The organism is Streptomyces sp. DSM 116795 (genome assembly GCF_055792905.1).
The window spans coordinates 6,882,737-6,907,566 of record NZ_CM147707.1; the positions used below are offsets into that span (position 1 = coordinate 6,882,737).

21 protein-coding genes are annotated in these 24,830 nt (G+C 69.7%); 9 read left to right on the forward strand and 12 right to left on the reverse strand.

Annotated elements, in window-relative coordinates:
- The first annotated feature begins 34 nt into the window (after nt 1-34).
- Together ACSMXX_RS29805 and ACSMXX_RS29810 are read left to right on the forward strand one after the other, a co-directional pair.
- A complete protein-coding gene (locus ACSMXX_RS29805) occupies nt 35-1,456 on the forward strand; it encodes a nitrosuccinate lyase (protein WP_473181757.1) in 1,422 nt (473 codons plus the stop codon).
- Between the two features lie 22 nt (nt 1,457-1,478).
- A complete protein-coding gene (locus ACSMXX_RS29810; protein ID WP_473181758.1) occupies nt 1,479-2,453 on the forward strand; it encodes an oxygenase MpaB family protein in 975 nt (324 codons plus the stop codon).
- 74 nt (nt 2,454-2,527) lie between these two features.
- Here the strand turns inward: ACSMXX_RS29810 and ACSMXX_RS29815 are convergent, their stop codons facing one another.
- The gene (locus ACSMXX_RS29815; protein WP_473181759.1) at nt 2,528-2,929 is read right to left on the reverse strand and encodes a hypothetical protein; all 402 of its coding nucleotides are present in this window, start codon (nt 2,927-2,929) and stop codon (nt 2,528-2,530) included.
- Nucleotides 2,930-3,334: 405 nt separating this feature from the next.
- Here ACSMXX_RS29815 and ACSMXX_RS29820 point away from each other — a divergent pair, with 405 nt between their 5' ends.
- From ACSMXX_RS29820 to ACSMXX_RS29835, 4 genes are all read left to right on the forward strand, one after another.
- Entirely contained in the window at nt 3,335-3,550 is a 216-nt protein-coding gene (locus ACSMXX_RS29820; RefSeq protein ID WP_473185033.1) for an EF-hand domain-containing protein, read from the forward strand.
- A 529-nt stretch (nt 3,551-4,079) separates the two neighbouring features.
- Nucleotides 4,080-4,604 carry an SRPBCC family protein gene (locus ACSMXX_RS29825; protein ID WP_473181760.1) on the forward strand — a complete coding sequence of 175 codons (525 nt, stop codon included), beginning with the start codon at nt 4,080-4,082 and terminating at the stop codon, nt 4,602-4,604.
- A complete protein-coding gene (locus ACSMXX_RS29830; protein ID WP_473181761.1) occupies nt 4,604-5,644 on the forward strand; it encodes an LLM class flavin-dependent oxidoreductase in 1,041 nt (346 codons plus the stop codon). The genes ACSMXX_RS29825 and ACSMXX_RS29830 overlap by 1 nt, the downstream gene beginning before the upstream one ends.
- Nucleotides 5,645-5,752: 108 nt before the next feature.
- Nucleotides 5,753-6,250: a winged helix-turn-helix transcriptional regulator gene (locus tag ACSMXX_RS29835; RefSeq protein WP_473181762.1), complete on the forward strand. Its 498-nt coding sequence runs from the start codon at nt 5,753-5,755 to the stop codon at nt 6,248-6,250.
- Nucleotides 6,251-6,278: 28 nt separating this feature from the next.
- On the opposite strand, the gene ACSMXX_RS29840 is transcribed toward ACSMXX_RS29835, so the two are convergent.
- The 3 genes from ACSMXX_RS29840 to ACSMXX_RS29850 form a co-directional block, all read right to left on the reverse strand.
- Nucleotides 6,279-6,776 (reverse strand): substrate-binding domain-containing protein, encoded by a 498-nt coding sequence (locus ACSMXX_RS29840; protein WP_473185034.1) that lies wholly within the window; start codon nt 6,774-6,776, stop codon nt 6,279-6,281.
- Between the two features lie 109 nt (nt 6,777-6,885).
- Nucleotides 6,886-7,806: an NADP-dependent oxidoreductase gene (locus ACSMXX_RS29845; protein WP_473181763.1), complete on the reverse strand. Its 921-nt coding sequence runs from the start codon at nt 7,804-7,806 to the stop codon at nt 6,886-6,888.
- Nucleotides 7,807-8,000: 194 nt separating this feature from the next.
- Complete coding sequence (locus tag ACSMXX_RS29850) at nt 8,001-9,350, reverse strand: cytochrome P450 (RefSeq protein WP_473181764.1); 1,350 nt, start codon at nt 9,348-9,350, stop codon at nt 8,001-8,003.
- Between the two features lie 1,050 nt (nt 9,351-10,400).
- Between ACSMXX_RS29850 and ACSMXX_RS29855 the strand changes: the two genes are divergently transcribed.
- Nucleotides 10,401-10,952 carry a tellurite resistance TerB family protein gene (locus tag ACSMXX_RS29855; RefSeq protein ID WP_473181765.1) on the forward strand — a complete coding sequence of 184 codons (552 nt, stop codon included), beginning with the start codon at nt 10,401-10,403 and terminating at the stop codon, nt 10,950-10,952.
- A 405-nt stretch (nt 10,953-11,357) separates the two neighbouring features.
- A complete protein-coding gene (locus ACSMXX_RS29860; protein ID WP_473181766.1) occupies nt 11,358-11,795 on the forward strand; it encodes a VOC family protein in 438 nt (145 codons plus the stop codon).
- Nucleotides 11,796-12,070: 275 nt separating this feature from the next.
- Here the strand turns inward: ACSMXX_RS29860 and ACSMXX_RS29865 are convergent, their stop codons facing one another.
- The 8 genes from ACSMXX_RS29865 to ACSMXX_RS29900 form a co-directional block, all read right to left on the reverse strand.
- The gene (locus ACSMXX_RS29865) at nt 12,071-13,036 is read right to left on the reverse strand and encodes a Gfo/Idh/MocA family protein (RefSeq protein ID WP_473181767.1); all 966 of its coding nucleotides are present in this window, start codon (nt 13,034-13,036) and stop codon (nt 12,071-12,073) included.
- Between the two features lie 82 nt (nt 13,037-13,118).
- Complete coding sequence (locus ACSMXX_RS29870; protein ID WP_473181768.1) at nt 13,119-13,610, reverse strand: dTDP-4-dehydrorhamnose 3,5-epimerase family protein; 492 nt, start codon at nt 13,608-13,610, stop codon at nt 13,119-13,121.
- An 88-nt stretch (nt 13,611-13,698) separates the two neighbouring features.
- A complete protein-coding gene (locus tag ACSMXX_RS29875; protein ID WP_473181769.1) occupies nt 13,699-14,811 on the reverse strand; it encodes a nucleotide disphospho-sugar-binding domain-containing protein in 1,113 nt (370 codons plus the stop codon).
- Nucleotides 14,812-14,943: 132 nt separating this feature from the next.
- A complete protein-coding gene (locus ACSMXX_RS29880; RefSeq protein ID WP_473181770.1) occupies nt 14,944-16,353 on the reverse strand; it encodes an FAD-dependent oxidoreductase in 1,410 nt (469 codons plus the stop codon).
- 47 nt (nt 16,354-16,400) lie between these two features.
- Complete coding sequence (locus ACSMXX_RS29885) at nt 16,401-17,180, reverse strand: SDR family oxidoreductase (RefSeq protein ID WP_473181771.1); 780 nt, start codon at nt 17,178-17,180, stop codon at nt 16,401-16,403.
- Between the two features lie 109 nt (nt 17,181-17,289).
- Nucleotides 17,290-18,540 (reverse strand): methyltransferase domain-containing protein, encoded by a 1,251-nt coding sequence (locus tag ACSMXX_RS29890; RefSeq protein WP_473181772.1) that lies wholly within the window; start codon nt 18,538-18,540, stop codon nt 17,290-17,292.
- A 302-nt stretch (nt 18,541-18,842) separates the two neighbouring features.
- Nucleotides 18,843-20,462, reverse strand: coding sequence for an MFS transporter (locus ACSMXX_RS29895; RefSeq protein ID WP_473181773.1), 1,620 nt, complete (start codon nt 20,460-20,462; stop codon nt 18,843-18,845).
- A 171-nt stretch (nt 20,463-20,633) separates the two neighbouring features.
- Nucleotides 20,634-21,212 (reverse strand): NADPH-dependent FMN reductase, encoded by a 579-nt coding sequence (locus ACSMXX_RS29900; protein ID WP_473181774.1) that lies wholly within the window; start codon nt 21,210-21,212, stop codon nt 20,634-20,636.
- 173 nt (nt 21,213-21,385) lie between these two features.
- Between ACSMXX_RS29900 and ACSMXX_RS29905 the strand changes: the two genes are divergently transcribed.
- The gene (locus ACSMXX_RS29905) at nt 21,386-24,700 is read left to right on the forward strand and encodes a BTAD domain-containing putative transcriptional regulator (protein WP_473181775.1); all 3,315 of its coding nucleotides are present in this window, start codon (nt 21,386-21,388) and stop codon (nt 24,698-24,700) included.
- The last annotated feature ends 130 nt before the right edge of the window (nt 24,701-24,830 follow it).

Below are 24,830 nucleotides of genomic sequence, written 5' to 3' on the forward strand. Positions count from 1 at the left end.
GGGCCGGACGGCTGCGCATGCCGGGAGGGAAGCCATGAACGGGCGGGAGGTGCAGCTGGACGCCGGCCTCCTCTCGCCGGTACGTGCGGGCACACCTGCCGAGGCGGCGGCGTGCGACACGGCGTGGCTCCAGGCCATGCTGGACGCGGAAGCCGCCCTGGCACGAGCGCAGGCCCGCCTGAAGGTCGTGCCGGAGTCCGCCGCCTCCGCCATCTCCCGTACGGCGCGCGCCGGGATGCTGGATCTGCGTGAACTCGCCCTGGCCGCACGCGAGACGGCCAACCCGGTCGTCGGCCTCGTACAGGCGCTGACGCGCGTGGTCGCGGCCGAGGACCCCGCCGCCGCCGAGTACGTGCACCGCGGATCGACCAGCCAGGACGTCTTCGACACGGGCGCCATGCTGGTCGCCTCACGGGTGCTGGGCATCGTGCGCGCCGACCTGGAAACGGCGGCCGGAGCGCTCGCCGGGCTCGCGGAGCGGCACCTGGACACCCCGATGGCCGGGCGCACCCTCGCGCTGCACGCCGTTCCCACGACGTTCGGCCTCAAGGCCGCCGGCTGGCGGGAGTTGCTCCTCGGCGCACGCGAACGGCTGGACAGGCTCGCCGCAGGAGGACTGCCCGTCTCGCTCGGCGGGGCCGCAGGCACGCTCGCCGGGTACCTCGAGTACGCGGAGACGGACGGATCGTTCACCGCGGAGGAACGCGCCGGATACCACGCGCGGCTCCTGGAGGTCTTCGCCGAGGAGACCGGTCTCGCGGTCACGCCGCTTCCCTGGCACTCGCTGCGGGCTCCGGTCGCCGACCTGGCCGCCGCCCTCGCCTTCACTGCGGGAGCACTCGGCAAGATCGCCGTCGATGTGCAGTCGCTCGCCCGCACGGAGGTCGGCGAGGTCGCCGAACCCGGCGGCGAAGGGCGCGGATCCTCCTCGGCGATGCCGCACAAGCGCAATCCGGTGCTCTCAACCCTCGTACGCAGCGCGGCGATGCAGGTGCCGGCGATGGCCGCCGCCCTCACCCAGTGCCTCATGTCGGAGGACGAGCGCTCAGCGGGCGCCTGGCACGCCGAATGGCAACTGCTGCGCGAATGCCTGCGGTTGACCGGCGGGGCCGCGCACACCGCGGTAGCCCTCGTGGAAGGTCTGGAGGTGGACGCCGGACGCATGCGGAGCAACCTCGCCATCACCGGGGGACGGGCCGCGGCCGAACGGATCACCGCACGGCTGGCTCCGAAGCTCGGCAAGGCGGCCGCGCAGCGGCTGCTGTCGCGGTGCTCGGCGACGGCGAGCGCCTCGGGAAGACCGCTGAGGGACGTGCTCTCCGAATCGCCCGAACTCGCCCGGCAGTTCACCGGCGCCGAGCTGAGCGAGCTGTGCGATCCCGTCAACTACACAGGCGCGGCACGGGCGTTGACCGAGCGGGCGATCTCGGCCGGCCACGGCGGTACGTCCTCTTGAACGCGGGCTGAAAGGAAGCGACATGATCAGGGGCAGGCGTTCGAAGCGGCACGAGGAGCGGTACGCACGGCTGCGGGAGATCCAGGACATGGATGTCGAGGAGTCGTGCAGCCACATCTGGTGGCTCGACATGGGATACGAGTTCCCGTGGGACTACAGCATCGCCGGCGCGCTCGCCTTCGCCAACAGCGTGGCACCGCCCCACATGGCGGCCGTGCTGGTGAGGACCGGTGAGCTGACGGAGAACACCCAGCGGAGGATGGAACACTTCGCCCTGATCAGCCTGGAGATGGTGCGGCGCGGCTTCAAGGACGAGCGGGGCAGGGCCGCCGTCCGCCAGATGAACCGGATACACAAGAACGCGGTCAAGCACATCAGCGACGAGAACGAGCAGTGGTCCATCCACAACGACGAGTACCTCTTCACGCTGGCGACCAGCATGCTGATACAGGCCCGCTGGGTGGACCGCTACGGGTGGCGCCCGCTGAGCGAGCAGGAACACATGGCCGGCTACCTGCACATGAAGCAGCAGGGCGAGCACATGGGGCTCAAGGATCTCCCCGGCTCGTACGAGGAGTTCGCCCGGTTCCACGACGAGTACGTCGAGGCCAACTTCCGCTACTCGCCCGAGGCGGAGACCCTGTGGAACATCCTCCGCGGCACGGTGACCGAGCCGATGGCCGGCTGGCTGCCCGAGCGACTGCGCCCGCTCGGACGGCGCCTGGCCGAAGCTGCCGTGCCCGCGCTGCTGTCTCCGCACATGCGCACGGCCTTCGGGGTCCGCACGCCCTCGCGGCTGCTGTGCCTGGCCGTGGACGCCGCCATCAGGATCCGCTCGGCGTGGGTGCGGCGGCAGCCGCCCCGTACCGATCCCGCGTACCCCGATCCGCTGCCGACGCCCGGCTTTCCCACGGGGGAGTACGAGATCGAGAAGCTCGGCCCCGCGCACACCGTCGGTGCTCAGGCGGGCGCGGAGGCCGAGCGGCAAGGCGGCTGAGCAGGCGCGGTGCGGCGGCACCGCGCCTGCTCAGCGCACGACACCGGGACCGGGCGCATCGGCCTGTCTGGTTCTCAGCGCAGGTACACCTTGGCGTCTGCGGCATCGCGCCAGCCTGTCGAGAATTTGGTGACCGCGCCGCCGCAGTCCTTGTACTCCTTGGTTACGTCGGACGGCTTGAAGACGACCTTGCCGTAGACGCAACGGCCGTTGCCCTTCGTGTCGTTCAGCGTGCCCGTCACCTCGCGCTTCCCGTCCTGGGAGCACTCCCCGTACCGCAGCGTGCCACCGTCGATCTTGATCGTCTCGCCCCTGCATATCGACGCTTGTGCGCTGATCTCTCCGGCCGGTTCGGAGGCTGCCGGCTCGGGCTTCGGAGCGGCAGGCTGGGCCTGTGTGCTCCCGGCCGGTATCGCGAAAACAGCCGTGCCCAGAGCGGCGGCCCCCACCAGACCCGTACGGATCTTGCTCATCATGCTTTCTCTCCCCCTCGCCTCATGGACTGATACAGAGAAGGATGTGCAGTCCGCGGCGGCGGCGCACGGTGTTTCGGGCTTGCCCGAACCCCATGCCTGCGCATCGCTCCTGAAACGGTCCTGACACCTTGGAGACAACTGCCGAGGCTGATCACAGCCCGTTCCCCTGACTTGTGCCGGTCGCTGTGTTCGTCGGGTGCTGCACCGATCGGGGATGTTGAGGGGGCCAGGGGGGACGCGTGAATCCATGGCCGGCGTCGCGTCGTACGGGCGGTGCACCGCGAACGTGCCGGAGCGGCGGATGGATGCCCACGCGAGGAGATGCGCGGGCCTGTGCTGCAGGCGATCAGTGCGCAGTAGTATCGCCCAACATCCAACGAGGAAAGGCGAACTCACGTGGTGGACATGAAAGCGGCCGCGCGCAAGGTCTTCGATGCATACGACCTCGACGGCGACGGGCAGATAACCGCCAAGGAATACCAGCAGGTCGTCGCCGAGCTGCGCGGCGAGCACCTCACCGACGAGCAGGCGCAGCAGTTCATCGACGTACTCGACACGGATGGCGACGGCACGATGTCGTTCGAGGAGTTCTGGGCCCCGATGCAGGGCGGCGTGGACTGACCACGGGTGTTCCGGTCACCCCGCGCGCGGCGCCGGGGCGGTGGCGGAGGGGCCGTTGAGGTGTCAAACGCCGTACGTCTCAGGTGAATTGACAGGTTGCCAGGCGCAAACCCAATTCCGAGAGATGGGTTCGTCCAGCGATCGCACACTGCGCAAAGTCCGCGAACCTCCTCCCACACTTCGCAAGAACCGGACGGAACTCGGTTCTGAAACCGGCCCCGGGCGGGAACAGGGCACAGTGATCCGCAAGGGGTCGCCCTGCTCCTCCACCCGCTGGGTGACAGGCGCCTCAGTGCGCTCTGCTGGGGACTCGTACCACCGGCGTTTCAGGCAGACGTAGCGCACATCCGCTTCGACCAGGCGGAGAAAGGCAGCGACGGTCTCGGTAAGCCGCTGCTGCAGACCGGGGCCGGTGAGCGAACCGTCCGTGCAGCGGCCCACGCTTGACAGGTCAGTCTATCTACGCAACTTTACTGTTCAGAACCTTCGTTGCGGGGATATTCGCTACTGCTGAGGAGGCCACCGGGCCATGGAGTGGACGGGCGCGCGCTACGCGGACAAGCCGACGGTGGAGGTGCCGATCTGGATCGCTGCCCCGCCGGAACGGGTGTGGGAGCTGGTGTCCGACATCGAGCTGATGCCGCGCATGAGCGCCGAGTTGCACTCGGTGGAGTGGCTGGAGGGAGGAACAGGACCCGTGCCGGGGGCCCGCTTCGTGGGCCGGAGCAGGCACGAGGCGCTGGGGGAGTGGGCCACCACCTCCCACGTCGTGGAGTACGAGCCGCCGAGGGTGTTCGCCTGGGCGGTCGAGGACCCCGAGCGACCTGCGGCGATCTGGCGATTCACTCTCGAACCCAGGGACGGGGGAACGCTGTTGCGGCAGTGGATGCAGCTGGGGCCGGGCCGTTCCGGTCTCTCCGCCGCCATCGACCGGATGCCTGAGAAGGAACAGAAGATCGTGTTCGTGCGGATGCGCGAGTTCGAGAGCAACATCGGCATCACTCTCGAGGCGATCAAGAGGCTTGCGGAAGAGTCCGGAAAGGCGAGTGTGTGATGCGTACGTCGACCACGATCGAGGCATCCGGGGGCAGTTGGCAGGAGACGGTGGCCTTCGTTACGGAGGCGGAGAAGCTGGGCCTGGACATCTGCTGGGTGGCGGAGGCCTGGGGTTCCGAGGCGCCGTCGCCGCTGGGGTATCTCGCCGCGCGGACGGAGCGCATGCTGCTCGGCTCCGGGATCATTCAGCTCGCCACGCGCACGCCGATGGCCATCGCCCGGGCGGCGATCACTTTGTCGCAGATCTCCGAGGGGCGCTTCCTGCTGGGACTCGGCCCATCCGGTCCGCAGGTGATCGAGGGACTGCACGGCGTCTCCTTCGGCCGGCCGTTGTCACGGTTGCGGGAGACCGTCGAGATCGTGCGGCAGGCCGCCGCGGGTGAGAAGGTCTCCTACCGCGGGCGCGAGTTCCAGATCCCGCTGCCCGGTGGGGATGCCAAGCCGATGCGCCTGTCGATGCGCGCCGAGCACGACATCCCGGTCTACCTCGCGACCCTCTCGCCGAAGACGCTTCATCTGACCGGCGAGATCGCCGACGGCTGGCTCGGCACCAGCTTCGTACCCGAGGGAGCCAAAGAGGCCTACTTCGATCACCTGGACGCGGGCCTGAGCGCTTCCGGCCGCTCACGCGCCGATCTCGACATCTGCCAGGGCGCCGAGGTGGCCTTCGCCGAGGACGAGGACGCGCTGCAGGCGATGGTGGCCGGCCGGAAGAAGGAACTGGCCTTCAGCCTCGGCGGCATGGGCTCCGCGAGCACCAACTTCTACAACAACGCATACAGCCGTCAGGGCTGGGCGGAGGCCGCCGCCGAGGTCCGCGAACGCTGGCAGGCCGGCGACCGGGACGGCGCGGCCGAACTGGTCACCGACGGCATGGTGCTGGGTACCACGCTCATCGGCACCGAAGACATGGTGCGAGACCGGCTGCGGGTGTGGCGCGACGCCGGGGTCGACACCGTCCGCTTCTACCCCGCCGGGGAGACGCTGGACGCCCGGCTCACCACCCTGGGCCGGGCCCTCGACCTGGTCCCGTCGTGAATGCCGCAGCGGTGGCGACCGCCGCTGCGGCTACTCAGCTGCTCCGCCTGCAGGTCAACGGTTCCGAACTGCTGGGTCTTATCGTGAGACCCTAAGTATGCTGAGGTCATGAGGCGGACCTCTTTCGCGAACTGGCCGTGTTCCGTCGCGCGCACCATGGACCTGCTCGGGGACTGGTGGACGCCGATGGTCCTGCGGGAGGCCTTCTACGGGATCAAGCGGTTCGACGCGTTCCAGCAGGAGCTCGGCATTGCTCGCAACACCTTGACCGACCGTCTCCGCCGCTTGGTCGATGAAGGCCTCATGGAGAAGAAGGCCTACCAGCATGAGCCGGTGCGCTACGACTACGTCCTCACGGAGAAGGGCCGCGACTTCTTCGGCGTGCTGGCTGCAATGAACACCTGGGGCAATCGCTGGCTCGCCGACGAGCAGGGACCACCCGTGGTCTTCCACCACGACCGCTGCGGCCGAGAGAGCGGTGCCGAGGTCGTCTGCGCCGCCTGTGGGGAACCGATGACAGCCGACGACACCCACCCGCGCCTCGGCCCTGGCTATCCCAAGCACCTCGCCGAGCGCCCGGACATCCAGAGCCGCTTCACGTCCTGAAACCCGCACCTGACTGCCGGCCCGGCGGTCAGAGGATCTGTTTGCCGCCCGTGTTGTACGTGATGAGCGAGGTGGGCACCGTGACTCGGCGGGACGCGCGGGGCCCCTGGGTTGGCGGCTGGTCGGTGCCTCGTATGCGGGACATGAGCAACTCCGCGGAGCAGCGGCCGAGTTGGTCGGTGTCGTACGCGACGACAGTGAGCGGAAGCCCCAGGGCGCCGGCGAGTTCGAAGTCGTCGAATCCGGTGAGGGCGGTGGAGCGGCCCGCGGCGCGCATGGCGTGGTACGCGCCGATGGTGTTGCGGTTGTTGGAGCAGAACAGGGCGGTGGGCGGTTCGGGCAAGGAAAGGAGCTCCCGCGCGGCGAGCGTCGCCTCGCCGGTCGTCTTCTGTCCCTGCCGTACGTAGCGTTCGTCGACGGGAAGCCCCGCGGCGTCGAGGGCGTCGGTGAAGCCCTTGAGTCGCTGGGTGCCGGTGTAGACGGTCCGGGGTGAGCCGTACGTCAGCGGCCTTGCCGGCGAGCGCAGGGTCCGCCCGGGTTCGACCTCTACCGGCGCTCAACGTGCGGGCGCCGGTGGAGGCCACGCGGGTACGGGCCTGCCGCACGCCGCACCCCGCCGGGCCCCTTCGCCTGCTTCAGACAGTGAGGACGATCTTTCCGCGGGTGCGCCCCGCCTGACTCAGCCGCCAAGCCTGCGCAGCCTCAGCCAGCGGCAGAGCTTCTTCCACATGCACCTTGAGCTTGCCGGCGTCCGCGAGTTCCGTAAGGAAAGCCAGGTCGTCCGCGTCCGGGCGCACCCACACGTAATGTCCGCCCTTCTGCGTCACCTCGCCCTCGGCGACCGAGGCCACTCGGTCGGCCCGCTCCACGAGGGACAGCGATACGTCGACTGCCCCGCTGCCCACGAAGTCGAGGGCAGCGTCGACGCCCTCGGGCGCCAACTGCCGTACGCGGTCGGCCAATCCGTCCCCGTAGGTGACCGGCTCGGCCCCGAGGGAGCGCAGGAACTCGTGGTTCCGCTCGCTCGCGGTGCCGATGACCCGCGCCCCGAGGGCGACCGCGATCTGCACACCGAGAGATCCGACGCCGCCCGCCGCGGCATGGATCAGCACCGTGTCCCCGCTTCCGGCGGCGACACGCTTCAACGTCCGGTACGCGGTGAGCCCGGCCAGCGGCACACCTGCCGCCTCCTGCCAGTTCAGCGCGGTGGGCTTCTTCGCCAGCGTGCGCACGGGCGCGGAGACCAGCTGCGCGTATGTGCCGTTCTGCGCCCAGTCCTTGCGGACGTATCCGTAGACCTCGTCGCCCGGGGCGTATTCGCCCGCGTCGAATCCCGTACGTTCCACGACCCCGGCCACGTCCCAGCCGGGGATCAATGGAAACCCGGCGTCCATGACCGGGTCGAGCCCTCCGGCGGCGAGCTTCCAGTCGACCGGATTGACCCCGGCCGCCTTCACCCGAACCAGCACCTCGCCGGGCGCTACCTTCGGCTCGGGCAGGTCGACGAGCTTGAGGTCGTCGGCGGACCCGTACTTCTCCAGTGCGATTGCCTTCATGACTGCTCCAACCCCGCCCGGGTGTGGATCAATTCCGCGGTCAGCCACCGGCGGTTCCCGGTTTGCCGCCGATGTGGTGTCAGGGTATGCGGATCGTGCCGGGACGGATCGTGCCATCTCCGCGCTCCCGCAGGTGGCGGCTGCGTGCTCGACGTTCCGCTTCAACGACGTGTTCCGGACGGCGGTGCCCGCCTTCATGCGGCACCTTGCCGCGCCCGTACCTGCAGCAGGAGGCAGCGGGGATGCAGGATGGCGTTGAGCGGGGCCGGACGCGGATCGGATCCTGGGGCACTGCGCAGCTGCCATCGGTGGGTGATGGTCGCGAGGGCGAGAGTGGCCTCGGTCGTCCCGTAGCGGTCTCCGATGCATTTGCGTGATCCTGCCCCGAAGGGCAGGTACGCACCGCGGGGAAGACGGTCGGCGTGGTGCGGCAGCCAGCGGTCGGGGTCGAACTCATCAGGATCCGAGTAGAAGCGGGGGTGCCGGTGCACCGCGGCGCTGCTGAAGATGACCGTGCTTCCGGGGCGCAGTTCGTGTCCGGCGAGCCGGGTGGGGGCGGTGGTCACCCGGGTCAGTAGCCACGCGGGAGGGTAGAGGCGTAGGGCCTCGCTGAGTACGCGGGTGGTGTAGGGAAGTCTGGGCACATCGCTCCACTGCGCTGACCTGCCGTCGAGTACTTCGTCCACCTCCTCGTGGAGCCGGCGCTCGGCGTCGGGGTTGTGGGCCAGGAGGTGCAGGGCCCAGGCAAGCGATGCCGCGGCGGTGTCCGAACCGGCGATGAGCAGCGGGAGGACCTGCTCATCGATGTCCGCGGCGGACAGCCAGCCGTAGCTCTCCCTCTGCCGGGCGGCGATCATGGCGGATAGGAGGCTGCCGTCCTCGCCCCGATCGTGAGCGCTCTCGGCCATGAGCCGGTCGCGGGCGTACAGGAGATCCTGCGTCACTTGCTGGAGCCGACGGACCATGGGTAGCGGGAGCTTCTCAAGGGACCGTGGCACCAGCAATCGTGGCAGGAAACTGCCCATCGCAGTTGCCAGACTGCGCCGGAACTCCTCTACCGAGCCGGGGTGGACGCTGGTGCGGAACAGCGTGCGGCTGACCGTACGCAGTGCCATGTCGAACAGTGCGGGGAAGGCGTCGATGATCTGGCCGTCCCGCCATGAGGCCGTCATGGCGGTGATCTCGTCCGCCATGACCTCGCTGTACCGCTCGAGCCTGCTGGGATGGAAACCCGGCTGCATCAGTCGACGCTGCGGACGGTGATCCCGGCGGGGGCACAAAGGCAGGCCGTTGCCCGCCAGTGCGCGCGCCTTGTCGTACATCCAGCCGCCCTTGTCGAACGTACGGTCATCCGTCAGTACGTGCCACAGCAACTCCGGATGGCACGGGACGTACGCGCGCAGTGGGCCCAGCCGGATCGTCACCAGATCACCATGACTGGCGAGAGAGGCGGTGAAGTCGAGCGGGCGCCGCAGCAGCGCCCAGCCATGACCGATGATCGGAAGCGCGCCAGGGGCGGCTGCGGCGGTAAAGCTGTGAGTCATCGGTGCGGTTTCCCTCATGGAGTCTCAGGCTCAACGACGTGTACTGCACGGGAGGGTGAGACGCGGGGGAGGCGATGCGGCAGCCACGACTCGAAGCCGACGTGTTCGTCCGGTCGTCGCCGACCAGTGCCAGTCCGCGAAGTGGCGTTCGCTCTGCGGCCATCGAAATGGCCTCACGGGGCCACGTCCTCAAAGGGTGCCGCCACACAGCCCAGCAGCGGACGCGCCCGACGCTCGCGGGACACCGTCTACGTACGAGAACTCGACGTATCTCGCTGCAAGGCCCGCCCCAGCCGGTACAGACACCCCCCGCACCCCCAGCACGATCACCCTGACGCCTAAGGTTCGCTGAGGTTCAAGGGGAACCGAATGGGTTCGCTGATCAAACGCCTCGAATGAATGAGAACGGTCAAGTCCGCTACACGGGAACATCGTTCGTCTACCAGAGGTCCGCCTCCCGGAAGGTGAACGCCGAGGCGCAGAAACAGTGTCGGCCGCCGCGACGTGAGCGAGACCGCCCTGTACCGGCAGGTCTTCACCCAGGCCCACCAGGAGGACTTCGCGACAGGCCGCTACGCGGCATCCGCAACCCCAACAGCCACGAAGGCGGCAAGCCCGAAGTGCCCGAACACCAGGCCCAGGCAAGGCAGCAGGAGGGATCAATCGGTATGGCTGCGCGCCTTGTCGCCTTCCGTTCACGTCAACGGGCGCGGGGCGCGGGCGACTTCACACCGGCATGCGGGCGTGCCCCGGCGACGCACTGCGCATCCGGCACTCCCGAGGAACACGGTCCGCATCATGCGCTCCGGAAAGGATTGCGTATGCACCGTCAGCACCCTCCGCGCCGACGGTGAGCAGCGACTCCCGTCCGTCGGACGGGACGGCAGGCGACGCTCCGGGCGTGTGCAGTTCCGGGGCACCTCCTCGCACCGGGGGCCTGACGGCAGGCAGGCGCTCGCCCGGTCGTGGAACTTCACCGGGGCGGGCCACGTTGGCAGGGTGCCGCGTGACGGGCGCGGTGGACGCACTCCGAAAGCCGAGGTGGCAGCAGTGGCGATGTGGGACCGACTCAAGGATCAGGCCAAGGGACTCCAGCAGCAGGCGCCGGGCAGGCGTGGGGTGGGTCAGGCGCGACCCGGCGGAGGATCCGGCTCGGGAGGCTCCAAGGCGCAGCTCGTCAGCGCCTTGAAGACCCAGCTGACCTCCCTCAAGGCGGAACTCAAGAGCGGCGCGTTCCGGGACGCGAGCATGGCGGCGTGTGCCCTGGTCGCCGCCGCGGACGGTCATGTCGATCCGGCCGAGCGCCAGCACGTCGAATCCCTCATCCTGAACAACGACGTCCTGCAGAACTTCCCTCCGGCCCAGCTCCGGGAGCGGTTCAACAAGCACGCCGACCAACTCGCGGCGAACTTCGCGCATGGCAAGGCCGAGGCGCTACAGGAGATCGCCAAGGCGGCGAAGAAGCCGGCCGAGGCCCGTGCCGTGATCCAGACCGGCATCGTGGTGGCCGGGGCAGACGGTTGGGTGGCCCCCGCTGAGGAGCAGGTCCTGCGCGAGGTGTGCGCGGCTCTCGGAATGTCCCCCACGGAGTTCGGCATCTGAGCCGACTGCCACCGCGATCCTGGGGACCGGATCCTGGTGGGCGGACGACCTCGTGGCTCGCGTGTTCCCCGCCCCTGCGGCGCCGGTCCCTCGGACGATGCAACCGTGCCGACCGGACGGGCTGTTCCCGGCGCGGCAGGCCGGCAGGGACCCCACCGCCAGCTGGCGGCGCGATCCGCGCGGTTCAGGCCAGAGCAAACTCGCCTTCCCTTGCGTGGAGCGGTTGCGGGGCCGTGTCAGGTCCCGGACTGACGTGCATCCGTTCGCCCTGTGGCCCCAACGGTGCCGGGATCTCGGTGGGGTGGTCACCCTGGTTGGCGATGACGTGCGGGTGTGGGTGCCCTGGTACTCGGCTGCGTCCTTGCCGGAAGCACCCGATCGGTCCGGCTCGGTAGCATGCAACGCATGGCCATCAAACTTGAGAACGTCGGCATCGCCGTTCGCGACCTCGAAGCGACGATCTCCTTCTTCACCGACCTCGGCCTCACGGTCGTCGGCCGTGACACGGTCAGTGGTGAGTGGACCGACACCGCCGTCGGGCTTGATGGCAATCATGCCAACATTGCGATGCTCCAGACGCCGGACGGTCACGGTCGCCTTGAGCTCTTCGAGTACATCCACCCCGAAGCGATCGAGTCGAAGCCCACTCGTCCCAACGAGATCGGCATGCATCGCGTCGCCTTCTCAGTCGACGACATCGACAAAGCCCTTGAGGCAGCCGCAAAGCACGGATGCCGTCCGCTTCGCGGTGTGGCGACCTATGAGGATGCCTACAAGCTCACGTACCTCCGCGGTCCCAGCGGCATCCTTGTGATGCTCGCCGAGGAGCTGAAGAGAAACTGACGGCGCTCGCCGCCCGGAGCGCACCGATGGACGTGATCCGTTCGACGTGCGCTGCGCGAACGTGAATCCGGGCCGTCTGTACCAGGTCCCTCATGGACGCCGTCTCTTGCCTCGTTGTGGTCGGACAGTCTGCGGGCAACCGCAGGGACGGCAAAGGGTGAGAGGACTCATGGGCCAGGGCCGCGGCTCCGGGAGCCCTCGGCCGGAATTCCGCCATGTTCCGGCGGGACGCCGGCAGCGGGCGGGGTGCCGGGTGCCTCACCGCCGCGGGTCCTTCACCGCCGGGAATGCCTCACCACCGAGTCGAGCAGCTCTGCCTGCCGTACGGTGTCCGCCTCCTGCGCACCGCCCGCATGCACGGCCGCCGCGAACGCCGCCACGGTGTTGGCCACTTGGTCGTCCGCCTCCAGGGGCAGCGCGGTCGTGCCCGAGCCGTCCTCCAGCACCGCCACGGGAACATGGTCCGCCGGCGGCGTGAAGACACGGTCGAGCGTGATGCGGCCCGTGCTGCCGCACAGTTCGTAGGAGTTGCGGTAGGCGTGGTCCAGCCCGAAGGAGAGCTGGACGGCGGCACCGTCCGGCGTGCTCAGCAGCGCGGCCCCCGAGGTGTCGACGGCGAATCCGGGACCGGCGGCGAGCCGGGCACCCAGGACTTCGAGTTCCGGGCCCAGCAACCGCATCGCGGCACGCAGCGGATACACGCCGGTGTCCCACAGCGCGCCGCCGCGCAGCTCCGGGTCGTACCGGATGTCTCCCGGCGGCCGCCGCGGCACCGTGAACGCGGCGTGGAAGGAGCGCACTTCGCCGATGGCGCCGTCCGCGACCAGGTCGCTCACCCGCGCGTGCTGGCCGTGGTGGAGGAACATGACGTTCTCCATCAGCGCCAGCCCGTTCTCCCGGGCCAGGGCGAACAGGGCGGCCGTACGGGCCGGTTCGTCCGTCAGCGGCTTCTCCGCCAGTACGTGCTTTCCGCTGCGCAGCGCTGCCTCGACCCACCGCGCGTGGAGGGCGAGCGGCAGCGGAACGTACACCGCGTCGACCTCCTCGTCCGACAGGAGCGCGGCGTAGCCGCCGACTCCGCGGGCCGAGTACCCGCCGGCGAGCGCCTCCGCCCTCGCGGCGTCGCGGCCTGCCACGGCGCTCACCTCGGTGTCCGGGCAGGCTGCGAACGCGGGCAGCATCCGGCGCCGTGCGATGTCGGCGCAGCCCAGCACGCCGATACGGATTGGCCGCGCGGTCATGCGGCGCTTCCCCGCCACTCGGGCAGCACGCCGGAGGCCACCGTCTCGGCCAGACTGGGCGCCCGGGTGTCCTTCGGCGACATCAGGGGCGGCCGGCCGGGTTCCAGGGCAGGCCGAGTTCCGGGTCGAGCGGGTTGATGTCGATCTGCGTGCCCGGGGCGTACACGGTGGACATGACGTAACTGATGCACGTGTCGTCGGCGAGGGCGAGAAAGCCGTGGCCGACGCCCTCGGGAATGTAGAGGGAGCGTCCGGAGGCCGCGTCGAGCGTGACCACGTGGTGGGTGCCGAACGCCGGTGACCCGGTGCGCAGTTCGACGACGATGTCGCGCAGCCGGCCGCGTACACACGTCACGTACTTCGCCTGACCCGGGGGAACGGCGACCGAGTGTATGCCCCGCAGGGTGTTGCGCCGGGACACCGAGTAGCTGATCTGCCGCGGCACGAAGGGCTCGCCCAGCACCTCCTCCAGCTTGTCGGCGCGCATCGCCTCCCAGAAGCTGCCCCGCTCGTCGGGGAGTTGCTCCGGTGTGACGACATAGGCCCCGGGGATCCCCGTCTCTTCGATCCGCACAGCCGTCCTCTCCCGCCTTCCTCTCCCGCCTTCCTCTCCCCGGTCACCCTCCGCGGGCGGCGGACGGTGACCGGGACCTGCCGGAACTTCAGGAACGGGCGGCCACGAGCTTCTCCATCTCGGTCACCATCCCGGCGGCCGGGGGGAGTTCGGCCATCTCACGGGAGAGCGACGCCGCTTTCGTGGCGTAGCCGGGGTCGGCGAGCAGCTCCTTGCAGGCGTCGGTGAGGTCCTCGGTGCTCCGGCCGTCGGACTCCACCAGCAGTGCGGCGCCGAACTCGGTGATCTTCCTGGTCGCCGAGGTCGGGTACTCGGGGTTGGCGATCAGTTGCGGGATGCCGGCGTTGAGCGCTGTCATGTCCGTCCCGCCGCCGCCGTGGTGCATGATGATGTCGCAGGTCGGGGCGAGCACGTCCAGGGGCACCCAGCCGACGTGTACGCCCGGCAGGTCGTCGCGGAGTTCCGCGGCGACGTTCTCCGGGGCGCCGACGACGACCTCCGCACCGAGGCCGCCGATGCTCCTGGCCATCTCCCGCAGGGCGTCGCCGCTGAAGAGCCGCGTGCCGGCGGTGATGTAGACGCGGGGACGGTCGCCCTTGGTGTACATCCAAGGTGCGATCGGCTTCTGCGGATTGCCGGGCACCCACCGCATCGACCGGGACGGCGGCGCGTCCTCGGGACGCAGGCTCGGCGGGCACACGTCCAGCCAGAGGTCGGGGCCGGGGGTGCGCTCCAGACCCAGCTCGCCCAGCACGGGCTCCAGTACGGTCACGGCCCCCGGGTCGTACATGCGGCAGTCGATGCGGTCCCACTCCAGTCGCACCGACGGAATCCCGAGATGGTGCGCGAGCACCGGCGCCGTGTAGAACATGCCGCCGCCGACCACGATGTCGGGACGCCAGTGGTCGGCCATGTCGAGAAGCGGTTCGAGGCTGTCGACCGCGATCTCCGCGTACACCTTGCCCACCGCCTTGACCTGCTCGGCCGGGTCCTCCGGCATCGCGCCCATGAAGGCGCTGACCTCTTCCATCGAGACGGGAGAGATCTTGACCGGAGACAGCCCGACGCTGGCGATGTTGGGCAGCACCCACTCGATCCCGCCCATGAAGACCTGATGTCCCGCGTTACGGGCCGCGGTCGCCAGCGGCGTGTGCGAGAAGACGGGATACGGGCTGTTGCCGGGAATGAACAGGACCTTCATCGGCTCTCCTTGCTGGATCGGCTGGAGGGAGGCGCTTGGGGGTGTCTGGGAAATAGCGTCGTCCGCCCGTTAGGGCCGCGCAGCTGGGGGCACCTCCCAGCGGTAGCTGGGGGAGGGATTTTTCAGACACCCCTAGCCGGCGGCCATGAGCGTCTCGGCTGCCCGTACGCCGGAGAGCATCGCGGCCTCCGTGGTGGGCGAGTTGAAGTAGTCGCCCGCGAAGACGACAGGCGCCCCCTGCTCCCGCATGACCTCCGCGGAGCGCCGGTACCGTCCGGGTGCGGGAATGGGGAATCCGTACGGGCGCTCGGCGATGTGGAACGGTTCCGCGTCGGAGGGGAAGTCCGGCCACAGCGTCGGCAGCAGCGGTGTCACCGCCTCGAACTGCTCCTGCGTGGAACGGCCCAGCAGACGGCGGGTGTTCGCACGGCCGGGATAGGTGAAGACCAGAAGCTTCTCCGACCGGCCGCCGTTCTCGTCCCGCACCTCGCGCGGGTAGGTGATCATGTTGCGCAGCGGCGGGTCGTCGGGGCCGCCGGCCACGATGTGCGCGTGGGAGGGCAGGGTTCCCGCGTCGGCGAGATAGGAGACCGACAGCGCCGGTTCGTACCTCTGCGACTCCAGGAAGGACCGCGTGCCGTCGGTGACGGCCTCCGCCGGGAGCGCGGTCACCAGCTTCGCGGCTATCGTCGCGGGCGTGGCGATCACGACGTCGTCGAAGGTGTCGCTCACCGCGTCGGTGTTGCCGGCTCCCTGTGCCCCGGGCGCCCCTTCGGCCCCGCCAGTTCCTTCGGTGCCTTCGGCGCCGTCACGGGGCGCGGCGGTGACGCGCACCCGCCCTGCCGTCATCTGCACGCCCGTGACCTCGTGCGAGAGGCGCAGATCCGCGCCCTCGGCGTTCCGCTCGGCGAGGACCTGCATGCCGTCCCGGAAGACGTAGAAACCGGAGCCGCCCATCCACGCGAGCAGCGCCCGCGCGTGCACCGCGGAGATCTCCTCGCAGGCGAAGTTCCAGAACCCCTCGATCTGCGGGCGCAGCAGGAAGTCGAAGCCTCGCTTCGAGACCTGCCGGCAGCCCCATTCCGCGGCCGTCGTACCGTCGTCGAACGGCGCCGACTTGACCGGGTCGAAGAGGTCCAGCTCCTTCTGCCTGCGCACCTGCTTCAGCGTCGTGAGCAGAAAGGCGAAGCGGTCGCGCAGCGAGACGTGCTTGTACGAGAGCAGGCTCAGCGGCGAGTCCGACGACAGGCCGATCGCCTTGGACCCGTCGGATATGTGCACGTTGCTGGAGATGGGGATGAGCTCGTCTTCCAGGCCGTACTCGCTGATCATCTCCTTCATCAGCGAGTAGAAGCTGACGTACATCAGGTTGATGCCGACGGAGGGCTCGATCTCGGGCCGGTGCCATGAGCGTGCCCGTCCGCCGAGCCCGTCCGCCGATTCGTAGATCACGACTTCCCGGCCGTCCGCGATGAGCTTCTTGGCCGCGGCGCAGCCGGCCATGCCGCCGCCGATCACTGCGGTTCTGATGGGCTTGGACATCCCTGTCCACCTCCGTGGGGTACGGGTCGCTGTGTGCCGGGACGCTGTCAGTGCTCGACGATCTCGTCGTGCGGCCACTCCAGCCCCTGGCCGAGACCGCCGTCGACGGGAAGGTCGATGCCGGTGGTGAAGGTGGCGTCGAAGGCGAGGAAGAGCACCGCGGTGGCGACCTCCTCGGGCGTGCCGAAGCGGCGCATGGGGGTGAGTTCCTCCCCCTCCTTCTGGTTGGCGGCCCGCAGTTCCTCGGACATCTCGGCGATGCCCATGGAAGGGGTCTGGGTGAATCCGGGGCTCACCGTGTTCACCCTGATCCGCCGGGGGAGGAGCTCCGAGGCGAAGACCTTCGAGAAGGCCCGGATCGCGGACTTCATGCCGGTGCCGACGCTCGTCGCGACGAATCCCATGCCCACCGCGACGGCGCTGGTGAAGACGAACGAGCCGCCTTCCCTGACGAGCGGAGCGAGGCGCTGCGCGGTGAAGAACGCGCCCTTGGTGTTCGTGTCGAACATCCTGTCGTAGGTCTCCTCGGTCACCTGGCCGAGAGAGCCGAACTTGATGAGTCCCACGTTGACGAACACGAAGTCGACTTCGCCGAGCTTCTCCTGCACGGCGGTGCCGAGCGCTTCGATGTCCGCCATGCTCGCGGCGTCCGAGCGCAGTACGTGCGCGCGCGGGCCGAGTTCCTCGGCCGCCGTCTTGATGTTCTGCTCGTTGAGCCCGGTGAGCAGGACTTCCGCGCCGCCGTCTAGAAGGGCCTCGACAACCGTCCTTCCGATGCCGTGCGTTCCGCCGGTGACGACGGCCTTCTTGCCTTCGTACTTCTTCATGACACCCTTCCTGTTCTCAGGAGTGCTTCTCCAGCCAATGCAGCCCGATGGAGCTCGATGCAGCCCGATTCGGGCGCGCCGCCGTCCCGGTTGAGACGTCCCTGAGGCGTCAGACGATGTGGACGCCGGGGACGTAGAGAATCCACTTGCCGCCCGCCTCGTGGAATTCCCGCTCCTTCGCCATGATCTCCTCGGCGTGATTCCAGGCGAACAGCAGCGCGTAGTCGGGATACGGGTCGGAGAATGCCTCGGAGGGCCGCACGGGAATGTGCGTCCCGGGCGTGAGCCGCCCGTGTTTGGCCGGGGTGCTGTCGCAGATGTACGGGAGGAGTTCCGGCCCGATCCCGCAGTAGTTGATCACCGTGGCGCTCTTCGCCGTCGCGCCGTAGCCGGCGACCGTGCGGCCCTTTGCGCGCAGGTCCTCCAGCAGGGCCATCAGGTCACGGCAGCTGCCGCGCACACCTTCGGCGAAGCGCTGGTACGTGGCGGGGCTGGCCAGGCCCCGCGTCCGCTCCTGCTCCAGCAGCCGCTCCACGGCGCCGCTCACCGTGCGCCTGCCGGGCCGCGCGATGGTGTAGCGCATCGAACCGCCGTGCACCGAGAGCGGTTCGGCGTCGACAAGTTCGAACCCGAAGGTTCCGGCCATGGACCGAACCGAGGAGACCGACAGCAGATAGAAGTGCTCGTCGTAGATCTGGTCGAACGCGTTCTGCTCCATGATGTCGCCCAGATAGCGGTCTTCGAGTACGAGCACACCGTCGTCCGACAGCAGCGCGTCGACACCGCGCAGTACGGAGCCGATGTAGGCGATGTGGCTCGTGGTGTTCGCGGAGAAGACGACGTCCGCGGGCCCGTCGGACGCGGCGATCTCACGCGCCGTCGACTCCTGGAAGAAGTCCGTACGCACCCGCAGCCCGGCGGCCCTGGCGGTGTCGCTCACCTGACCTGACGGGTCGACACCGAGGTGCCGCACACCCGCCTTCGCGATCGTTCTGAGCATCGCGCCGTCGTTGGACCCGATTTCGACGACGAACGGGTCCGTGCCCGTCAGTTCCCTCTCCAGCAGCCGCCGCGCGAAGTTCTCGAAGTGCTCGTTCATCACGACCGAACCTGACGAACGGTAGGGATAGTCCTCGTGGAACATCTGCTCCCGCGGCACTTCCTCCATCAGCTGCACCATCGTGCACGACGTGCAGATGCCCGCCGCGAGCCGGAAGAAGAATTCGCTGCCCGCCGATTCCCGTGTCACGAACGAGTCGGATACGGGCTGCCGTCCGAAGTCGAAGAACTCCTCGACGCCGCCGCCGCATATCCGGCACCGGGCCGCGGTCGCTGCATTCGCCTTTGCCGGAGCGGGCATTCCATCTCCTCTGGGAAACCCCGGACGGCAAAGCACCGCCGCGGGACATGAGGCCGGGTTTGAAACCGACGTGGGGAGCATCCTCGTGGCGAGTCTGTTTCACCGCGTGATCCGCCTCAACGGGAGTCCCGGCCCTATGTCAGGTTCACGGGCAGAGGCGGCGAACTGCCGTCGTCCGGGCCCGGATCACGGATCGCGGCGGCCACGGATGACGCCGGCCCTCCGCGAGGGGGGAGTCGCGGAGGGCCGGGAGGCACGCCGGTGCACCGAATCCGAGCGGGGGCGGTGCACCGGCGGCTGGTTCACGTGCCGGAGAGTGAACCCTCCGCGGTCTCGGAGGACTTGCCTCCGCCGCCGTCCTTGTCCCCGGCCTCCTCGCCGGCTCCGGAGTCCCCGGAGTCCCCCGCGCCGACCCGGCGGAGGGTCGTGACCGCGATGCACGCGGTCACGGCGATGAGAACCGCGCACACCACGCCGATCGTGTTGAGACCGCTTGTGTACGCGTCGCGCGCAGCGGTGAGCAGCTCCGAGCCGGCCTTGCCGGAGAGCTGCTCCGCGGCGGCCACGGCACCCTCGGCGCCGTTACGGCTCGCCTCGGCGGCGTCCTCGGAAGTGCCCGCGGGCAGGGCCAGTTCGTTGCGGTAGACGGCCGTGCCCAGGCTGCCGAAGGCGGCGACGCCCAGCGAGACCCCGAACTCACCGCTCGTCTCCGACAGCGACGCCGCCGAGCCGCCCTTCTCAGGGGGTGCGGAGCCCACGACGAGGTTGGTGCCCAGCGCCCCGATGGGACCCGTGCCGAAGAAGGCAAGCACGAAACCGGCGACCAGCAGCGGCAGTCCGCCCACGGGATCCACGAGCGTGATGAGCGCGTACCCGACGGTGCTGATGCCGAGGCCCGCGCCGATGACGATGCCCATCGGCATCCGCTTCGCCAGGGAGGGCGCCACCATCGCGGAGACGATCGAGGCGAGCGCGGAGGGCACCATCCACAGGCCGGCCTCCACGGGCGAGAGACCCTCGACCATCTGCAGGAAGCCGGTGATGAACAGGTAACTGCCGCCCATGGTGGCCATGGTGAGCATCAGGATCAGCAGGGCCGCGGTGAAGGCGCCGTGCCGGAAGAGCCTGATGTCCAGCAGCGGATGGGTGAGCCGGCGCTGGCGCGCCACGAACAGCACGCCGAACACCACGCCGACCGCGATCACTCCGAGGTACACGGGCTGCCAGCCGTGCCGCGCGATGTCCTTGAGCCCGTAGATGACCGGCAGGATCGCCGCCAGCGACAGGGCGACGCTCAGCAGGTCCAGCTTGCCGCCGTCGGGATCCTTGTACTCCGGGAGCAGCATCGGCGCTGCGACCAGCAGGATCAGCATGACGGGCACACCCAGTAGGAACACCGAGCCCCACCAGAAGAATTCGAGCAGCACGCCGCCGATCACCGGGCCGAGCGCCGTGCCCGCCATGAAGCAGCTCGCCCACACGGCGATGGCCCGGCCGCGCTGATGCTCGTCCTGGAACATGTTGCTGATGAGAGCGAGCGTCGAGGGCATGAGCGTCGCCGCGGCGACACCGAGCAACGCCCGGGTGAGGATGAGCATTTCGGAGCTGGAGGCGTACGCGGCGGCCAGGGAGGCGAGACCGACGACGAACGCGCCGATCATCAGCAGCCTGCGGCGCCCGATACGGTCGCCGAGGGTGCCCATCGTGACCAGGAAGCCGGCGATCATGAACCCGTAGATGTCCATGATCCACAACGTCTGCGTGCCGGTGGGGTTGAGCGACTCGGCGAGGTGCGGCAACGCGAGGAAGAGCACGCTCTGGTCGAGCGCGAGCAGCAGTGTCGGCAGGGCCAGCACTGCGAGCCCGGTCCACTCCCGTGTACCGGCCTTCGGGCCGTCGGCCGCGGGGGCCTTCGATGACATGGCAGTCCTTCCGTGATGTGTGCCGGTGCATGGATGCGTGTCGTGGACCGCGGCGGACCGGATGCGCCGCATGCCTCGCGTGGGCGTACGGGGCACGCACGGGCCGTACTTGATCGCGGTGTGGGTGTGGGTGTGGGTTTGGGTGTGGGTTTACGGGTGTCGGGCGTGGGCTCAGCCGGGGTAGGGGCGCGCCGTGCGCGCGTCCCGCAGCAGATGCCCCCACCAGGACAACTGGTCGAGCATCAGCTTGGCCGCGGCGCTGCACCCTTCGGGATCTCGCGGCTGCCCCTCCTCGTCGAACTGCTCCCAGTAGTCGTGGAAGGAGACGGAGTCCCTGACGGTGACGGCGTGCATCGACGGGAGCACCTCGCGCAGATGCGCGACCGACCGCAGGCCGCCCGCGATGGCTCCGTACGAGACGAAGCCGACGGGCTTGGCCTTCCACTCCTCGACGTACCAGTCGACGGCGTTCTTGAGGGAGGCGGGAAAGCTGTGGTTGTACTCGGGCGTGACCATGACGAACGCGTCCGCCGACTCCAGCCACGGTGCGAGATCGGCGACCGCCTGGGGCGGGGGACCGCCGTCGCCGAGCACGTCGGGCAGCCACGCCTTGGCGAGATCGATCACATCGACGTCCAGGTCGCCGCGCTTGGACGCCTCCGCGGCGATCCAGTCGGCCGCGACGGGCCCGAAGCGGCCGGTCCGCGTGCTGCCGATGATGACGGCCACGCGCAGCTTCTCTTCGCTCATTCCGTCTCCCGTCGTCCGCTCGAAGTCCTTCAGTCCGTCACTCTTCTCCCAGCCGCTCCCGGTCCGGTCCCGGTCTGCTCTCGGTCGCTCCCGGAGTGCTCCCGTACGTCCGTGAGCACCCGGGATCCGCTGCCGCCGGTGACCGCGAACGCGCGTTGGGTTACCGTGACCGCATGCGTTTCGGGGTGCTTGGCCCGCTGGGGGTGTGGACGGAGGACGGCCGGCCTGTCAGGGTTCCCGAGCTCAAGGTCCGCGCACTGCTCGCCGACCTCCTCGCCCACCAGGGCAGGCCGGTCACGGCGGACACGCTGATCGAGGACCTGTGGGGCGGGAAGCTGCCGAACAACCCCAGCGGTGTGCTGCAGAGCAAGGTGTGGCAGCTGAGGCGCGTCCTGGAGGACGCCGAGCCGGGCGGCAGGGATCTGGTGGTGTCAGCCTCGCGCGGCTACCAGCTGCGGGCCGCCCCCGACGCCCTGGACGCGGACCGGTTCCACGGGCTCGCGGCATCGGCACGCAAGGCCGGCGACCCGGGAGCGCGTGCCGCCCTCCTCGCCGACGCTCTCGCGGTGTGGCGCGGCCCGGCCTTCGCCGACTTCGCCGACGAGGAGTTCACCCGCCCGGTCACGACACGGCTGGAGGAGCAGCGCCTGACCGCGCTGGAAGAACAGGCCGAGGCACGCCTGGAGTTGGGGGAGCACACGCTCCTCGCGGACGAACTCGGCGACCTGGTCGCGGCGCACCCGCTGCGGGAGAGGCTGCGCACCGCCCACATCCGTGCCCTCTATCTGGCCGGCCGTCAGGGCGCCGCGCTGAGCAGCTACGCCGATCTGCGCGGACATCTGGCGGACGATCTGGGCGTCGATCCCGGTCCCGAACTCGCCGCGCTGCACCAGGCGATCCTCACCCAGGACCCGTCGCTCACACCCGTGCCCACACCCGCCACCAGCGCCGCGCGCCGGCCGTCGAACGTACCGACCGCGCTCACCGACCTGATCGGACGGACCGAGGCGCTCAGCGATCTGCGTACGCTGCTGGGGGCCAACCGGCTGCTGACGCTCACCGGGGCGGGCGGCGTCGGAAAGACCCAACTCGCCCTGGCCACCGCGGCACAGGCCGGCGAGGCGTTTCCCGGAGGCGTACGGCTCGCCGAGTTCGCCTCACTCGAACCGTCGCCGGCCACGGCGGCGGCCGAGGTGCACGAGATCGTCGGCGCCGTCCTCGGCGTGCGCGAGGACACCACGACCTCGCCCGGCCCGGGTGGCAGACCGCCGTCGGTGACCGAGCGCGTCGTACGGGCGCTGGGTGACGAGCCGGCACTGCTGGTGCTGGACAACTGCGAGCATGTGATCGAGCCGGTCGCCGAGCTGGCCGAGGCGCTGCTGAAGGCCGCACCGCAGCTGCGAATCCTGGCGACGAGTCAGGAGCCGCTCGGCATTACGGGCGAGCATCTCCAGGCGGTGCCTCCGCTGCGTACGCCCGCGCACAGCGAGGGCGTCAGCGCCGAGGAGGTCTGCGGATTCAGCGCGGTCGAGCTGTTCGTGGCACGTGCCACCGCGGCGGCACCGAGTTTCGTACTGGACGAGAGCAACGTCGCCGCGGTCGCGGCGGTGTGCCGGCGCCTCGACGGCATCCCCCTCGCTCTGGAGATGGCCGCCACGCGCGTACGTGCCCTGGGCGTGCACGAGTTGGTGGCGCGGCTCGACGACCGCTTCCGAGTGCTGGCCGTCGGCACACGCGGAGCCCCGGCACGCCAGAGGACTCTGCGTGCCGTCATCGACTGGAGCTGGGAGCTCCTCGGCGAACAGGAACAGGCAGTCCTGCGGAGGCTTGCCGTCCACTCCGACGGAGCCTCCCTCGCGGCGGCCGAAGAGATCTGCGCCGGGGACGACTTGGACCCCGCGTCCGTGCTCGGCCTGCTCGCCAGGCTCGTGGACTGCTCCCTCGTCGTGATGACCGAAAGCCGTACGGGGCCGCGCTACCGGCTGCTGGAGTCCGTCGCCGCCTATTGCGCCGAACGCCTCGCGGAGGCCGCCGAGGCCGAGGACTTCCAGCGCAGGCACAGCGACTACTTCACCGGACTCGCCGAACGGGCCGATCCCCATCTCCGCGGCCACGGACAGCGCGAGTCGCTGCGGCTGCTGGACTCCGAAGCCGCCAACCTCCGTACGGCGCTGGAGAATTCGGCACGGCTGGGCGACGCGGGCCGTGCGCTGCGTCTCGCGAACGCACTGATGTGGTACTGGCATCTGCGGGGCCGCATCAGCGAAGCGCAGCGCTCCCTCACCATGGCGCTGTCCACCGGCGGCCCGGCCGATCCGTCCCAGGTGGCTGCGGCCACGGCGGCGCTCGGCTCGACGAGGCTTCAACTGGGGGGCAGCGCCGACCACTCGGCGGAGTACCGCGCGGCGCTCCAGCCGTACGAAGACCTCGACGAGCCCGGCACTCAGGCCCGCATGGAGTGGTTCCTCGGCTCGAACCTGTACGGCATCGGCGATCCGGCACCCGGCACCGAACTCGTCAACCGTGCCCTGACGGCGTTCCGTTCACTCGGCGACCGCTGGGGCATCGCCGCCGCCCTCAGCAGCCGCAGCTTCCAGGCCAAGCTGCGCGGAGACTTCAGCGCGCTGCGGCGGGACGGCGAACGCAGCCTCGAACTCTTCCGCGAACTCGGAGACCAGTGGGGCCAGTTGCAGGCCATGGCACCGCTGGCGACCCTCGCCGAGATCGTGGGTGACTACGATCACGCGGGGCAGCTCTACCGGGACGGGCTGCGGATGGCCGAGGACCTGGGGCTGTGGCCCGAGGTCTCCTTCAAGCTGTCGGGCCTGGGCCGCACGGCGCTGCTGACCGGAGACCTCGGCCAGGCACGGGAGTTCCACGAGCGTGCGAGGCGGCTCGCGATCGAGCAGTCGGACCGGTTCGGGGAACAGTTCGCCGAGATCGGGCTCGGCCTCGGCGCACGCAGGGAAGGCGAACTGGACCGGGCCGAGGCGCACATGCACAGCGTCCTCGATCTGCACCGGCAGATGGGCTACGAGCCCGGCGCGCCCCCGCTGATCCTCGCCGAGCTGGGATTCATCGCAGAGCACCGCGGCCGGAGCCAGGCCGCCCTCGGCCTTCAGCTCGACGGCTACGCCACTGCCCGGACCACCGGGGACCCGCGGGCGGTCGCGCTGGCGCTGGAGGGCCTCGCCGGGGCGCGGGCACTCGCCGGGCACCACGGGCACGCCGCACGGCTGCTGGGCGCGGCCGCGGCGGCGCGCGAGTCGGTGGCCGCGCCACTGCCGGCGGGCGAGAGGTTCGACGTCGACCGCGTCACGGTCCTCGCCGTAAGCGCCCTGGGAGAGGCGGAGTTCGAGGCCGAGTCCGCCCGTGGACGTGCGGCCACGCCCGACGGGGTCGTGAACGATCCGTCGATGCCGGACCCGGCCGAACGCGGGGACCCGGCGGAACGGGTGGACCGGGCGGTCCGGGCGGTCCGTCACTGAAAGCACGCGCCGCGGACTCGCGCATTCACCGCGAGAGTCTGTCAGGTCCGTGATGACCTGACAGACTCAGCGCCCGGGCCGCACGGCTGCCGCAACTCCGCGGATAGATTGCTCGCAGTAAATTCGTGAC

Coding starts and splice junctions, on each gene's coding strand:
- ACSMXX_RS29825 (WP_473181760.1), top strand. CDS start 4,080: ATGGAGTGGACGGGCGCGCGCTACGCGGACAAGCCGACGGTGGAGGTG.
- ACSMXX_RS29815 (WP_473181759.1), bottom strand. CDS start 2,929: ATGATGAGCAAGATCCGTACGGGTCTGGTGGGGGCCGCCGCTCTGGGC.
- ACSMXX_RS29905 (WP_473181775.1), top strand. CDS start 21,386: ATGCGTTTCGGGGTGCTTGGCCCGCTGGGGGTGTGGACGGAGGACGGC.
- ACSMXX_RS29875 (WP_473181769.1), bottom strand. CDS start 14,811: ATGAAGGTCCTGTTCATTCCCGGCAACAGCCCGTATCCCGTCTTCTCG.
- ACSMXX_RS29830 (WP_473181761.1), top strand. CDS start 4,604: ATGCGTACGTCGACCACGATCGAGGCATCCGGGGGCAGTTGGCAGGAG.
- ACSMXX_RS29850 (WP_473181764.1), bottom strand. CDS start 9,350: ATGACTCACAGCTTTACCGCCGCAGCCGCCCCTGGCGCGCTTCCGATC.
- ACSMXX_RS29860 (WP_473181766.1), top strand. CDS start 11,358: ATGGCCATCAAACTTGAGAACGTCGGCATCGCCGTTCGCGACCTCGAA.
- ACSMXX_RS29810 (WP_473181758.1), top strand. CDS start 1,479: ATGATCAGGGGCAGGCGTTCGAAGCGGCACGAGGAGCGGTACGCACGG.
- ACSMXX_RS29895 (WP_473181773.1), bottom strand. CDS start 20,462: ATGTCATCGAAGGCCCCCGCGGCCGACGGCCCGAAGGCCGGTACACGG.
- ACSMXX_RS29835 (WP_473181762.1), top strand. CDS start 5,753: ATGAGGCGGACCTCTTTCGCGAACTGGCCGTGTTCCGTCGCGCGCACC.
- ACSMXX_RS29880 (WP_473181770.1), bottom strand. CDS start 16,353: ATGTCCAAGCCCATCAGAACCGCAGTGATCGGCGGCGGCATGGCCGGC.
- ACSMXX_RS29885 (WP_473181771.1), bottom strand. CDS start 17,180: ATGAAGAAGTACGAAGGCAAGAAGGCCGTCGTCACCGGCGGAACGCAC.
- ACSMXX_RS29845 (WP_473181763.1), bottom strand. CDS start 7,806: ATGAAGGCAATCGCACTGGAGAAGTACGGGTCCGCCGACGACCTCAAG.
- ACSMXX_RS29900 (WP_473181774.1), bottom strand. CDS start 21,212: ATGAGCGAAGAGAAGCTGCGCGTGGCCGTCATCATCGGCAGCACGCGG.
- ACSMXX_RS29890 (WP_473181772.1), bottom strand. CDS start 18,540: ATGCCCGCTCCGGCAAAGGCGAATGCAGCGACCGCGGCCCGGTGCCGG.
- ACSMXX_RS29805 (WP_473181757.1), top strand. CDS start 35: ATGAACGGGCGGGAGGTGCAGCTGGACGCCGGCCTCCTCTCGCCGGTA.
- ACSMXX_RS29820 (WP_473185033.1), top strand. CDS start 3,335: ATGAAAGCGGCCGCGCGCAAGGTCTTCGATGCATACGACCTCGACGGC.
- ACSMXX_RS29865 (WP_473181767.1), bottom strand. CDS start 13,036: ATGACCGCGCGGCCAATCCGTATCGGCGTGCTGGGCTGCGCCGACATC.